General features: G+C 37.3%; 10 protein-coding genes and 1 riboswitch. Of the genes, 9 read left to right on the top strand and 1 reads right to left on the bottom strand.

Translation table 11 applies throughout. From position 1 onward, the window contains the following. The first annotated feature begins 48 nt into the window (after positions 1 to 48). The 6 genes from ACDF53_RS08420 to ACDF53_RS08395 all read left to right on the top strand — a co-directional run bounded on the left by ACDF53_RS08420 (position 49) and on the right by ACDF53_RS08395 (position 8,889). Positions 49 to 618, top strand: a complete 570-nt coding sequence (locus ACDF53_RS08420; RefSeq protein ID WP_105089216.1) for a helix-hairpin-helix domain-containing protein — start codon at positions 49 to 51, stop codon at positions 616 to 618. After that, positions 575 to 2,797, top strand: a complete 2,223-nt coding sequence (locus tag ACDF53_RS08415) for a ComEC/Rec2 family competence protein (RefSeq protein WP_295824439.1) — start codon at positions 575 to 577, stop codon at positions 2,795 to 2,797. Before ACDF53_RS08420 ends, ACDF53_RS08415 begins: the two co-directional genes overlap by 44 nt. An 11-nt stretch (positions 2,798 to 2,808) precedes the next feature. Then, positions 2,809 to 3,786, top strand: coding sequence for a DNA polymerase III subunit delta (holA, locus tag ACDF53_RS08410; protein ID WP_295824426.1), 978 nt, complete (start codon positions 2,809 to 2,811; stop codon positions 3,784 to 3,786). A 2-nt stretch (positions 3,787 to 3,788) separates the two neighbouring features. Beyond that, positions 3,789 to 7,580, top strand: a complete 3,792-nt coding sequence (locus tag ACDF53_RS08405; RefSeq protein ID WP_295824427.1) for a PolC-type DNA polymerase III — start codon at positions 3,789 to 3,791, stop codon at positions 7,578 to 7,580. Positions 7,581 to 8,166: 586 nt separating this feature from the next. Beyond that, the gene (locus tag ACDF53_RS08400) at positions 8,167 to 8,376 is read left to right on the top strand and encodes a hypothetical protein (protein WP_295824428.1); all 210 of its coding nucleotides are present in this window, start codon (positions 8,167 to 8,169) and stop codon (positions 8,374 to 8,376) included. 54 nt (positions 8,377 to 8,430) lie between these two features. After that, positions 8,431 to 8,889 carry a hypothetical protein gene (locus ACDF53_RS08395; protein WP_295824429.1) on the top strand — a complete coding sequence of 153 codons (459 nt, stop codon included), beginning with the start codon at positions 8,431 to 8,433 and terminating at the stop codon, positions 8,887 to 8,889. Positions 8,890 to 8,985: 96 nt separating this feature from the next. Here the strand turns inward: ACDF53_RS08395 and poxB are convergent, their stop codons facing one another. Continuing rightward, positions 8,986 to 10,728 (bottom strand): ubiquinone-dependent pyruvate dehydrogenase, encoded by a 1,743-nt coding sequence (poxB, locus tag ACDF53_RS08390; RefSeq protein WP_370816006.1) that lies wholly within the window; start codon positions 10,726 to 10,728, stop codon positions 8,986 to 8,988. Between the two features lie 286 nt (positions 10,729 to 11,014). Then, a riboswitch (FMN riboswitch) is annotated at positions 11,015 to 11,130 on the top strand. Positions 11,131 to 11,198: 68 nt separating this feature from the next. Between poxB and ribD the strand changes: the two genes are divergently transcribed. The 3 genes from ribD to ACDF53_RS08375 are packed head-to-tail and all read left to right on the top strand — an operon-like array spanning position 11,199 to position 14,269. After that, positions 11,199 to 12,413, top strand: a complete 1,215-nt coding sequence (gene ribD, locus ACDF53_RS08385) for a bifunctional diaminohydroxyphosphoribosylaminopyrimidine deaminase/5-amino-6-(5-phosphoribosylamino)uracil reductase RibD (RefSeq protein WP_295824431.1) — start codon at positions 11,199 to 11,201, stop codon at positions 12,411 to 12,413. Further along, on the top strand, positions 12,394 to 13,050 hold the full coding sequence (locus tag ACDF53_RS08380; RefSeq protein WP_295824433.1) for a riboflavin synthase: 657 nt from the start codon (positions 12,394 to 12,396) through the stop codon (positions 13,048 to 13,050). The genes ribD and ACDF53_RS08380 overlap by 20 nt, the downstream gene beginning before the upstream one ends. Positions 13,051 to 13,066: 16 nt before the next feature. Next, entirely contained in the window at positions 13,067 to 14,269 is a 1,203-nt protein-coding gene (locus ACDF53_RS08375; RefSeq protein WP_295824435.1) for a bifunctional 3,4-dihydroxy-2-butanone-4-phosphate synthase/GTP cyclohydrolase II, read from the top strand. The last annotated feature ends 42 nt before the right edge of the window (positions 14,270 to 14,311 follow it).

Genomic DNA, 14,311 nt, shown 5'->3' with positions numbered 1-14,311 from the left:
GTAGGAGTTTTGTTTTTCATAGGGAAATCCTTCAGTAGGAGGTGCACTATGAAAGTTAAATTGAAGCCCTATATGATAATTGTATTAATCCTATGTATTTTAGTAGGAATTTATTTCCTATGGCCTATTATAACAGATGAAAGCGATTCTGTCCTAGCTGAAGGGGGTATAGATGGAAATTCTTCTATATCTACTGTAGAACAACAGCCTAATAAACCAATCGCTTATATAACAGGTGCAGTCGCTTCACCTGGTTTATATGAGCTTGAAAGCTCAGCTACTGTAGGTGATATTGTTAAGCTAGCAGGAGGACTATTACCGTATGCAGATGTAGAGTCGGTAAATATGGCTAAGCCAGTTACTGCAGGTGATCATATCCATGTAGTATTTAACTTTCACGGTAATCCTGAAGTGTTATTGCGTGGTAATAAGATAAACATAAACTCTGCCACTGCAAAAGAATTAGACTCTCTGCCAGGTATAGGCCCTGCCATGGCTAAAAGAATTGAGGAATATCGTTCACAAAAAGGCCCCTTTACTTCCGTTGAAGGTATCAAGGGGGTGAAGGGCATTGGTGACGGCGTATTTAAGAAAATTAAAGACAAAATTACAATTTAACAATCAAAATTGTAATCACGAAGGTATGCCACTACATACAAATATTATTGATCGTACAAAAGTGGTGTTAACTCATAGTCAATGGGCACATGTTATATTAGGATCTATCATTATAGGAACAATACTAGGGTATGGAAATTATTTTCCTGTACTCAATCAAATGTACTACATCTTTGCGATAGGGATAGCCATTATAGGTGTCGGTGTTTTTAAAGTCTTACAATCGTCTAATTGGTGGCGATCACTTGGTAAGTTAATAGTTTTAGTGTCCGTTTTTGTAGGACTGTCGTATTATCAAACAGATTTACGGATTATACATTTTAATAGCTATACTTCATATTATTTGCAGCAAGAAGGAGAATATCTTGGTACGGTTGTAACTGCTCCTGAAAGAGTAAATTTGAACGGACAGGAGTACTACAAATATACAATTAAAACTCATGGCTTACATCCTTATAAAGATACTGCCAAAAATGATTATATTAATGCACAGGGAAGGTTACAGGTATATTCAAAGGTGTCTACCACCAAACATCCCATACGACTAGGGGAATACGCAGTTGTAGAAGGTACACCAAAGTCCTTATTTCTTATCGAAGAGGAAGGTCGTATTAATCTTCGCGGTCGATATATGAGTTCCAATTCTCGAGGGCGAATCTACGATGGTGTATATAGAACTGCTACAAATAAAGACTTACAAGCATTCAACTATAAAGAGCTCTTTTCTGAAAAAATATATTGGAAACTCTTATTTATTTGTGGATCAATACGTGAGTCTATAGATAAAACTATTTCTAATTATCTAGAGGGTCCACAACATGTATTAGCACAATCATTAGCTTTAGGTGGCCATTATAGTGAGCTAGGGGAAGATACAATGAAGGATTTTTCCTATACAGGGCTTATTCATATTCTATCTATATCAGGTTCACATATTGCGCTCTTATTAGCACTGGTATATGGACTGGGACGACTTATTAAATTAAGAAAACGAACTAGTTTGACTATTGGCATTTTAGTAGCTTGCATGTATTGTGGTGTCGTTGGTGGCGATGCTCCTGTTGTACGGGCAACGATAATGAGCATACTCATGTGTATGGCTTACATAAAAGGTCGATTATATCAAGCGAAGCAGGCATTATGCATATGTGCCATACTATGTTTAGTATATGATCCTTTTTCTATATTTGATGTAAGCTTTCAGCTATCCTTTGGTGCAACTTATGGATTGCTCATATGGGGAAAAGTATTATATGAACGTATTCAATGGTTACCAAAATGGATTAAAACACCCCTTGTATTATGTGTGTCAGCACAGTTGCTCATCTTACCGCTACAGCTGTATTATTTTCACTATATCAGTATTGCTAGTTTGTTAGCAGCTTGTATAGTGGCACCTTTATTAGATATATCTATCGTTTTAATTTTTATAAGTACTATTATTAGCTCTATAATGCCAATATCATTTCTATGGTCATTGATAGATGCACTATTACGTATATCCTTATATTTAAATCATGTGTTAGGTCGTAGTGGCAGTTTACTTTGGTTCGGCATGATGAATCCTTATTGTGCTTATATGTATTTTGTCCTATTAGGTTTATTTACGTACTTTTTGACACATGGAAAACAGTATACTATTTATATAGTTATGTCCTTGTTTTTTATGATTATCAGCTTTGGGGCATCATTTTATGTTACACATTATCATAAGGATGTATTGGTTCACTATATTCCTATGAAGCAGTGTAATGTGTTACTTTGTATAGAACCTAATCACGAAGGGGCCTATGTATTAATTGATGCGCCAGACCATATTAAAACTACACCTAATGAAAGGCTTATCAATCAAGCTATACGAGCATATGGTGTCAATCCAAAGGTTGTAAAAGTAGACTACTTTCATAGTAACGGATCTGCAAAAACAATATATAAAAATAGTATGAAAGAAATCGATGTATATAATGGACAAAGAGGGGAAAAAAATCTAAAATTAAAAGATAAGACTAATACATTATTTATTACGAGTCGTTCTAGTTCAATGAATGAAATTGGTCGAGTATTACCGCATAATATGGTTTTACTTAGCAGCCCTCATGGTGTATTACGCGATGTGGATCCATCATCGGAACACATGTATATAATGGGGTACAGTTACATTAAAGATATCTATCTGTGAAAGGAGGAATTATGGCACATATTCAACTCATTTATGGCGATGAGCCACAATTAATTGAAGAAGAAAAACGTAAATTTTTAAGTGCCTATCCTGACCTTCCAGTAACAGTATTAGATGATGAAGCTGGGCCACAGAAGATTAGTGAAAAGCTATGTGAAGACTCTCTTTTTGGTGATCAAAAGGTATTTTGCTTAGTGAACTTACCTATTATTCGTAAAAGCGGTAAAAATAGCGATGCTTGGGCTCCATTATATGAACTTCTCATGGAATATAACGGGGATAACCCCATCCTTTTGATTTATCATGATATGATTGATAAACGCATTAAACAGAATAAAGAGCTTCTAGATAAAATACCAAATCATCAATGCAAGCGCCTTGAAGGGGCAGACCTTGTGATGTGGATACGTCAGTACTGTACGTCTAATGGATTTAAAATGACACCTGATGCACAGGAATATGTAGCTCATCTCATCGATTTGTGGCAAGATGTACCGGTTTCTTTTATGAGAACCGAATTTGACCGGTATTTTCTACAAATTACAGGTGATAAAGTCATTACTAAAGAGTTTCTCGAAGAAAATGGTAGCGATTATGGGGCTAAAAACATTTTCACCTTTAAAGAGGCTCTGTTAAAACGAGATATTGATACATTGCTTGAACTATTTCCGTTTATGTTCGGCTATAAAGAATTAGACCGTGCAATGAGCTATATTGAGGGGCAATTACGTTTACAGTTACTGGTTAGCGAATGCCGCCAAGCGGGAATGTCTGTTCAAGCTATACAAAACTTATGTAAGGACCATGATTCGTCATTTAAACCGTATCCGATTAAGTTAGCTTATGAGGCGAGTCCTAGAATTTCAATTAAGGCGCTACGAGCTTTATTAAAAGGACTCTATGAGATTATATTGGATAGCCGTAGTAGCAGGGGCGATATTTGGCGATTTAGAGATTTATGTATTACCTATTGTGGGTATAAGGGATAAAAATGAAAGTACGTTATCGTGTTGTACCAAAACAGAATAAGAAATCATCCTTCTATGTGAACTGTCATAGCCAACATGTGACGATTCAAGCAGCAGACTCAGCCTTTTCCACATTACTTAGTTTGCGTGAAAGATTATCTGCATGGTATAAGGATAAGAATATCTCTTTTGACGATATTCCAACTAATACCGATACAGCTTGTTGCTTCGCCTGGAAGGTAGATACTGAAACTGGGGAAGGTTTAGATACCTATTATTATGGTGGCGGCTGCGGAGCTGGTGAATGGATTGAAGCTGCTGAGGCGCAACGTGAGGCTGAAGAGGCTAAAAATCAAGCCCCTAGAGGCAAGTCCTTTGCAGGATATGATCAACAAGATGAATATGATGATGTTGACGAAGATGATTTTGCTCCATTCGTAGAGGCTGTTGAGTTAGGCTATTTCAACAATAGTCCAGTTGTTGTGTCTCGTTCTAATCAAACTGCTGCCGCATCTAGTAATAATGATACTGTCGCATCTGTGAGCAGTACACCTAAAGTAAGCAAAGGTTTTGCACCTAAAAGTACTACAAAATCTACGGCTAAAGGTAGTGAAGGGGATTGCAAATATCCTCGTCGTGCACCGAAGGATGCGCCTACTGACGAAGGTATGATTTTAGGGCCTAAAATTGAAGGTGTTACCTCTAAGATCATGGGTACCTTAGATACGCCAAGCGTCATCTTTGAAGGTGTATTTGTAGGCTTAGATAAACGGGATACTAAGACTGGTAAAAGTATTGTTAACGGCAGTATCGTAGATGATACAAATAGCATTAAATTTATTAAGTTTACAAACAGTCCTGAAGAGGGGGATGCGTTACTTAAACAGCTAAAAGGCTTACAACGCGTTCGAGTACAAGGTAGCGTCAGCTTTGATGATCGATTCGATAAAGATTATATCTTATCTATTCGAAGCATCGAGGCTATGGAAACTACGAGCGTGGAACGTACAGAAAACCGACCAGACTCCCGCGTAGAGCTTCATTTACATACTAAGATGAGTGATAAGGATGCTCTTGTATCTGTTAAGGATCTATTTAAAACAGTAAAAAAATGGGGCCATCCTGCAGTGGCTATTACAGACCATGGCGTAGTACAAGCCTTCCCTGAGGCTCAAGCTCTTGGTAAAGAGTTGGGCGTTAAGGTTATCTACGGTGTAGAGGGTTATCTTATTGAAGATGAGACAGTAACTCGCGATGAAGAGCCTGTATTAGATAAAAAGAAGAAAAAAGAAAAAGACAAACGTTACCATATTATCTTGTTAGCAAAAAATATGGTAGGTTTACGTAATCTCTATAAGATGATTTCTATATCTCACCTTGAACATTACAAGGTTCGTCCTCGTTTGCCACGTTCTGTTATTGAAGAACATCGTGAAGGTATCATCATTGGTTCTGCTTGTGAAGCTGGGGAACTTATGCAATCCATCGTTCGCGGCGCTACAAAGGAAGAGTTACTTGAGGTAGCCTCTTTCTACGACTATCTTGAAATTCAACCACATACGAACAATATGTTCTTGGTTCGTAAAGGCCTTATGCCAGATGAGCAAGCTCTTATCGATATGAATAAAACCGTTATCGAATTAGGGGAAGCTTTAAATAAACCTGTATGTGCTACTTGTGACGTTCATTATTTAACACCAGAAGAAAAGATATATCGTGAAATTATGTTAACTGCATGTGGGTATCCAGATGCGGATGAACAACCAGATTTGCACTTGCGTACTACAGATGAAATGTTGGCATCCTTCCCTTATTTAAGTGAAGAAAAGGCCTATGAAGTAGTAGTTACTAATACTCGTGCTATTAATGATAGTATTGAAGATATCAAACCAGTTCCAGACGGCACATATTCACCAAAAATTGAAGGCGCCGATGAAGCTTTCACAGAAATGTGCTATAGAAATGCGAAGGCTATTTATGGTGATCCATTGCCACGCGTTGTACAAGAGCGTCTAGATTATGAATTGGATTGTATTATTTCTAATGGTTATGGCGTATTGTATTACATAGCTCATAAACTAGTAAAAAAATCTCTTGATGATGGATATCTTGTAGGTTCTCGTGGTTCTGTAGGGTCTTCTTTTGCAGCTACCATGTCTGAGATTACAGAGGTAAACCCATTACCACCACATTATGTCTGTCCTAACTGTAAATATTCAGAATTCTTTGAAAAGGGCGAATATGCAGGTGGTTTTGACTTGCCTCGTAAAGACTGCCCTGAGTGTGGTCATGCGTTACAAACAAATGGTCATGATATTCCGTTTGCTATCTTCCTTGGTTTCGAAGGTGATAAGGTTCCAGATATCGACCTTAACTTCTCCGGTGATTACCAAGCAAAAGCTCACAAATATACGGAAGAACTATTTGGCCGTGACAATGTATTTAAAGCCGGTACTATTGGTACTATCGCTGATAAAACTGCCTTTGGTTATGTTAAAAAGTACGCTGAAATAAGGGACATTCAAGCTCGCAGTGGTTTCTTTGAACATTTGGCAAAAGGCTTTACGAATGTAAAGAATACTACTGGTCAACATCCAGGTGGTATCATGGTATGTCCTCGTGATATGGATGTGCATCACTTTACACCTATACAGCATCCTGCGAATAAGAAGGAAAGTGGCGTATTAACAACACACTTTGACTATCACTCTATTGAAGGTCGTATGACTAAACTTGATATTCTTGGCCATGATGATCCTACTATCATTCGTATGCTAGAGGATTTGACTGGTATAGATGCAAAAACTATACCATTTGATGATCCAAAAACATTGAGTTTATTCTCTTCTACAGAAGGGATTGGTTTAACACCTGAACAATTACAAGGTGACCAAGTAGCCAGCTTGGCTGTGCCAGAATGTGGTACGAAGTTCGTACGGGGCATGCTTGAAGACTCTCGTCCGCAAACATTCTCTGATTTAGTTCGTATCTCTGGTTTCTCTCATGGTACAAACGTATGGCTCGACAACGCCCAAGATCTCATCAAAAATGGTACTTGTAAATTGAACGAAGCCATTTCTACCCGTGACGACGTAATGAACTTTTTAATCCATCGTGGCATGGATAGAAAGCATAGTTTCTTTGTAATGGAAAACGTACGTAAAGGTAAGGGCATTGAAAAACGAAACAAACAAGGTCAAGCTACGACGGAGTTTGAAGCAGAAATGCGTGAGAACAATATTCCTGAATGGTTTATTGAATCATGTAAAAAGATTTCCTATCTATTCCCACGGGCCCATGCGGTTGCTTATGTAATGATGGCATTCCGCATTGCCTGGTTTAAGGTATACCATCCATTGGCATTTTATGCAGCATACTTCTCCATTCGTGCAAAGGCCTTTGACTTACGCATCATGACGGGAGACCTTAAAACTCAAATGACTGAGTTCAATCGTATTAAGGCTCTTGATCGCGCTGCCAGTCCTAAAGATAAGGACCTTATGAGCGCATTAGAAGTATCTATGGAAATGTACCAACGGGGCTATCGTTTTATCAATGTAGATATTCAACACTCTGAAGCTAGACGCTTTAGCATTAAAGATGGTGCCTTATTGCCGCCATTCTTAGCTATTGACTCCTTAGGTGAAACAGTAGCTGATGCTATCGTAGCTGAACGAGAAGAACGGCCGTTTACATCTTTAAAAGACTTGCAACGTCGTTGTAAGGTATCTAACACCATCATTGATCTTATGAAAGAACTCAAATGCTGTGGTGAACTACCTGAAGACGAACAAATGTCACTCTTTGGAGCATAATAAAATACAAGTTAAAACTTAAATATAAAGTAAGCACTATATCCCAAATGGGCTATAGTGCTTATTTTTGTACATTTTGCTAAAATAAAGTTACAATTTAAAAATAAATGATTTATATGTGTTGCTGTGTTTAATTAATAATATTATTGCTTGTCAAAAAGACAGTAAGAGGATAACATGATTTTTCTTTTTATAACATTAATGACTATTATTACAATAGTATTTCTAGTTAAATCAAAAGAGATATATTTTGTATCTGTTTCTTTTAAAAGAAATAAATCTTTTTTATTTATACAAATCTTTCAAGTTTTAGTAATTTATTTAGGTTTAATTTTTGCTGATTATAGTAATAAGATATTTTCTATTGTTTTATTCTTAGTATCTATATCTGAAATGCTTAAATTGATTTGTTTGAATAAGATTGTAAATCAAGTTATTAATAAAGAAACGAATTTACCTTATAAATTAACTGATGTTATTAGTCGACTTAGTATATATAGTCGAATTATTTTTTTGATAGTAGTTAATATTGTAGTAAATTGGTTTTTATTTAAATAGACGTTTCTAATAAAGGAAGTGTAAGGAAATGATAGACAAAAACAAAAATCAATCTGTGGAGATAGAATTTTGGGATATTGAGCCTGAGGATGTGCCTGAGTTAGAAGAATCCGATATTCCAGGTGTATATTTTAACGAATTCCGAGAATATGTTGATGAAGAGGGAAATGTATTATCTCCATCAGATCTCGATGCAATACGGTATAAAGACGATTACGAGGACGATTACTATAGATAAAAATAATTAAAGTATGATATTTATTGTGTTTATATTATAGCAAGTTGGTGAATTATGAGAGTTCCAATATATGAAGCTGTAGCACATTATAAAAGGAATGAGAAGTTACCTTATACAGAGTATTTTTGCTTAGGCTTTTTCTCTAAGTTATCTTTAGCCGAAACGGCTCTAGCTGAGTCTAAAATATTGTCTGGATTTTCTGAGTTAGATGATGATTCCTTTTCTATAACAACTCACTATTTAAATGACTGTGCTCATTTAGGTGAGGAGATTAACTATGAAATAGTAAATAACAAAATTTATGGTGTTTGGTATGATTATGATTTAGATGCTAATTATACTTCTTCTGGATACGTGGGATTATTTAGTACTTTAGAATATGCAGAGGCGGCATTAGCTTGGTATAAGACCTGGGATATATTTAAAGTATATGGATTAGAGTGTTTAGGTATCGATCCTATTACACTTAATCTTAGAGGATGGACTGAAGGTTTTATAACAGTATATAATTAATTTTAAGTAAAAAAGAGGAGTCATCAAATGATGACTCCTCTTTTTGAAAGTTTTGCAGTTTATTTAGTTTGGCAGGTTTTGTAAATTGGCAGATTTTTAGTATAGAGATTTATATTTCATCCAGTTTGTTTTGGCCATTTCTTTAAGTTCTGTACCACGGCCATCAAGGATGGCATTGATCAAGTATTTGCTAAAGCCTTTAGCTTGTTGGTACGCAATTTTAGGTGGCATAGCAAGTTCTTGTTTATCTACGCGAACATTAACGATGACTGGGCCATTATGGTTGAGAGCTTCCATGATTTTTTCGTCTACTTCGCTAGAGTTTTGAATGCTTACACCTTTAATGCCAGCTGCTTCCGCAAGTTTACCAAAGTCTGGATTTACAAAGTCAGTAGCATAGTCTAGGTAGCCAGAGGCTTTCATTTCCATGGCGATGAAGCTAAGTTCTTCGTTGTTAAACACAAAGATTTTAACAGGTAAGTTAAGTTGTTTTAATGTTAACATTTCACCCATCATCATTGTGAAGCCACCATCACCGGAAAGGGAGATAACTTGACGATTAGGACATGCATTTTGAGCACCGATGGCATGCATCATAGCATTGGCCATAGAGCCGTGATTATAAGAACCTAAGATGCGACGTTTACCATTTGTTTTTAAATGACGTGCAGTCCAAATTACTGGTGTACCTACGTCAAAGGTAAAGATAGCATCTTCAGCAGCTAATTTATTAAGACGGTTTACAAAGTATTGAGGGTGAATTGCCACGCCATCTGGTTCAGCTACAGCATAGCTATCTAAGTCGCCTCTAAATTTAGCATATGCTTTGCGTACAGTGTCGATGAATTCAGTATCACCGCGTTGACTAACAAGAGGTAATAATTCTTTTAATGTATCTTTTACAGTACCAATGATACCTTGTGTAAGAGGAACACGACGACCTAAAGCACTAGGATCTCTATCCACTTGAATTACTTTCGCATTTTCTGGATAGAATGGACGGTAAGGGAAGTCTGTACCAAGCATTACGAGTGTATCGCATTGTTCAATAGCACGATACCCAGATGTATAACCTAAAAGGCCAGTCATACCAACATCATATGGGTTATCCCATTCAACCCATTCTTTACCTCTGAAAGCGTGTACTACTGGTGCTTGTAAGCGTTTTGCTAATTCAACGACTTCGTCATGAGCACCTTCACAGCCTGCACCACAGAAGAGAGTAATACGTTTACCAGTTTCTAAATGAGCGGCCATTTCTTCAATATCGTCGCGTTGTGGCACGATATGAGGTAAACGAGGAGGAGTCCAAACAGGTAACTCATCAATTTCCATTTCCATAACTGCAACGTCCCCAGGAAGAACGATAACAGCAACATCTTGATTGCCTACAGCAGCATTCATAGCACGGAATAGAATTTCAGGCATTTGTTTAGGATTGGATACAAGTTCACAGAAACAAGAGCATTCTTTAAACAAGTTTTCAGGATGTGTTTCTTGGAAATAATTTAACCCTACTTCAGATTGAGGAATGTGGGAGGCAATAGCCAATACTGGAACACGATTGCGGTGGCAATCAAAGAGACCATTAATCAAATGTAAGTTACCAGGGCCAGAACTACCAGCACATACAGTTAATTTATGAGTTAAGGATGCTTCTGCACCTGCAGCAAAGGCTGCTGTTTCTTCATGTCGTACATGTTCAAAGGCAATCTTACCATTGCGGCGTAAACTATCGTTTACAGAGTTTAAACTATCGCCAGTGATGCCATAAATACGTTCAATGCCAGCACTAGCTAAGACATCTATGAGTACATCAGAAATTCTTTTTTTTGCCATATTATCACCTTAATTTAATAATTAATATCAATATAATATAGTTATTTAACTATATATTTCATGATAGTCCTATTCATATTGTAAATATGTGATATAAATCACCAACTTTTGTATACATAGTTTATAGAGTCTTAATCTTAAAAAAATAAATCACATTCATAAGTAAAAAAGAGAATATATTTTAAATATAAATGTCATAATTTAGTTAATAATATTTCTCAGTATAAATCTATACTTCTTGCATAACCCTAATAAAAGTGTTACTATTAATTCATAAAGAAAATAGATGAGTCTTTGGGGACAGGTGAAATTCCTTACCGGCGGTATAGTCCGCGAACCTTATGGGTATGAATCGGTGCAATTCCGATACCGACAGTACAGTCTGGATGAGAAAAGACGAGGCACATTTGTTGTGCGCAATTATGATTACCCAAGGACTATGTATATAGTCCTTTTTTTATTGAGGTGATATGGTGGATGATGTAGCATATATGAAACGCGCCATTGCACTGGCAAAACTAGCCACAGGACATACTTCACCAAATCCTTTGGTGGGTGCTGTAGTGGTGAAAGACAATACAATAATCGGTGAAGGCTATCATCACAAAGCTGGCACTGCTCATGCAGAGGTGCATGCACTGAATCAGGCCGGTGAGAATGCTAAAGGTGCTACTTTATATGTAACATTAGAACCTTGTTCTCATTATGGTAAAACACCACCTTGTGCACTTCGAATTATAGATGCTGGTATAGCTAAGGTAGTAATTGGCAGCACAGATCCTAACCCACTTGTTGCTGGTAAAGGTATTGAGCTTCTTAAAGAAGCGGGGATTGAAGTTGTCGTTCCTGTTTGTAGTGATGAATGTGCTGAGCTAAATGAGCATTTCTTTACGTACATACAGACGGGAAAGCCATTTGTAACCATTAAAAGCGCTATGTCACTTGATGGTAAGATTGCAACGTTTACAGGCCAATCCCAATGGATTACTAATGAATCCTCCCGTCGTGATGGACATGTACTACGTGCTACTCATGATGCTATGCTCGTTGGTATCGGTACAATCTTAGCAGACAATCCTCAGTTAAACTGTCGTCTTAGTGATGATGAATTAGCAGATGCTATATTGGATAGAAACATTCTTGATGAGCCGATTACAGTTCATCAACCAGATGTCATCATATTAGACAGTCTTGGTAGAACGCCTACCACAAGTCGTGTATTTGAAGTAGATACTCGCAAGGTTCATATATTTGTATCTAAAGGTTGTCCTAAAGAACGGATACAGGCTTTAGAACAAGTAGGAGCTCTTGTAACGGTTGTTGAATCAGTGTCTACTCGTAAAAGTAAAAGCACAGATATTGTCATAGATATTAAGAAATTATCTATTGATGATATTCTTACAAAGTTGGGAGATTTTGGTTATACTTCAGTGTTAGTTGAAGGTGGTTCTGCTATTATCAGCTCTTTTGTAGAGTCCATGAACTTTGATAAGGTGGTTACCTATATTGGTAATACTATAATCGGTGGTACAGAGGCTACACCTGCCGTAGGTGGTCGTGGTTTTGAAAGTTTAGACTCTTCGCCGCAATTAACCTTTACAAAAACAACTGTACTAGATAATAACATTCGTATTGAAGCATATCGTCAAGGAAGGAGGGGCGCTTATGTTCACGGGGATCATTGAAGAAATCGGCCGTGTAGAAAGCATTAAAAAAGGCCCTAAATCCTTAGCTATTACAATTCGGGGTAAAAAGATTTTTAGTGATCTGAAAATCGGTGACTCCGTTGCTGTTAATGGTGTGTGCTTGACGGCGACCACAATTGGTAATGGCGTATTTACAGCTGATGTAATGCCTGAGTCAATTAAGATGACTACTTTCACAAATTTGAAAGTTCATCAACCAGTCAATTTAGAGCGAGCTATGCTTGCTAACGGTAGATTTGGTGGTCACATTGTAGCTGGACACGTAGATGGTACAGGCCGCATCATTAACCGTGAACAAACGGATAATGCCATTATCTTTACCATAGAGGCTCCAAAATCTGTTATGGATTATGTTATCTATAAGGGATCCATTACGATCGATGGTATTAGCCTCACTATTATGCGACGAACGGACAGCAGTTTTTCCGTATCTATCATTCCTCACACATTGAGTGAAACTATTCTAGGTTCTGCTCACATTAGGACGGAGGTCAATTTAGAAACGGATATTGCTGGTCGATATATTCGTCATTTTATGAATCTTGGTAGTGAACCTACCGAAGAGAAACCTAAGAAAACTATGCAATCCCTCTTAGTAGAGAATGGATTTATATAAGGTAAGGAGCGTTCCTATGAGCGAACAATTACATTCTATTGAAGAGGTCTTACAAGACCTTAAAGCTGGTAAACCTGTTATTATCGTTGATGATGAAAGCCGTGAAAATGAAGGCGATCTTATCATTGCTGCAGAGTTTGCTACACAAGAAAATATTAACTTTATGGTTAAATATGCGCGCGGTATCGTATGTACACCAATGCGCCGTGAAGCTCTAGAAAAGCTTGGCATCCCTGCAATGGTTGCTAAAAATACAGACAATCATGAAACAGCTTTCACCGTTACTGTAGACCATGTAGATACTACAACAGGCGTATCTCCAGCAGAACGTGCGTATACAATTCAAAAATTACTAGATCCTAATGCTAAACCTGAAGACTTCCGTCGCCCAGGCCACGTATTCCCCCTCGTGTATAAAGAGGGTGGCGTATTAGTTCGCCAAGGTCATACAGAAGCATCTATCGACCTTTGCCGCTTAGCTGGTTTGCAAGAGGCAGCTGTTATTTGTGAAATCACAAAAGACGATGGCGATATGGCTCGCTTGCCTGACCTTTTACAATTCGCTAAAGAACATGATCTTAAAATTGCATCTGTAGCAGAACTTATTGAGTATCGTAAACAACATGAAGATATGATTGAGCTTGGTGCTTGTTCTAAACTACCTACTAAATTTGGTGATTTTAACATCTTTGTATTCAAAAATGATTTAGATCATAAAGAACATTTAGCTATTGTTAAGGGTGATGTTCAAAACTGTGACGATGTTCTTGTTCGTATTCACTCAGAATGTTTAACAGGCGATGTATTTGGTTCTAAACGTTGCGATTGCGGTGAACAATTAGACCACGCATTACGTGCCATCGATAAAGAAGGCAAAGGCGTTGTTGTTTATATGCGTCAAGAAGGTCGTGGCATCGGTTTAACTAATAAAATTAAAGCTTATGCTTTGCAAGAACAAGGCTTAGATACTGTAGAGGCTAATGAGCAATTAGGGTTCCCTGCAGACATGCGCGAATACTCCTTAGCGGCTCAAATTATCCGCTTCTTAGGTATTAAAAGTATTCGCTTGTTAACGAATAATCCTGAAAAACGTCATGGATTAGAACATTGGGGTATTGATGTAACTAGCCGTGTACCACTTATCATTGCAGCCAATAAATTCAATGCAGGCTACTTAAAAACAAAAGAAGAGAAAATGGGTCATATGTTAGAAGACTAATTATTTGGTTTTATTTAACAAATTGCTCGTCACATAAGAATT

This window comes from Veillonella sp. (assembly GCF_041333735.1).
Classification (GTDB): Bacteria; Bacillota; Negativicutes; order Veillonellales; family Veillonellaceae; genus Veillonella.
This window is presented reverse-complemented; position numbering and strand designations above follow the sequence as displayed.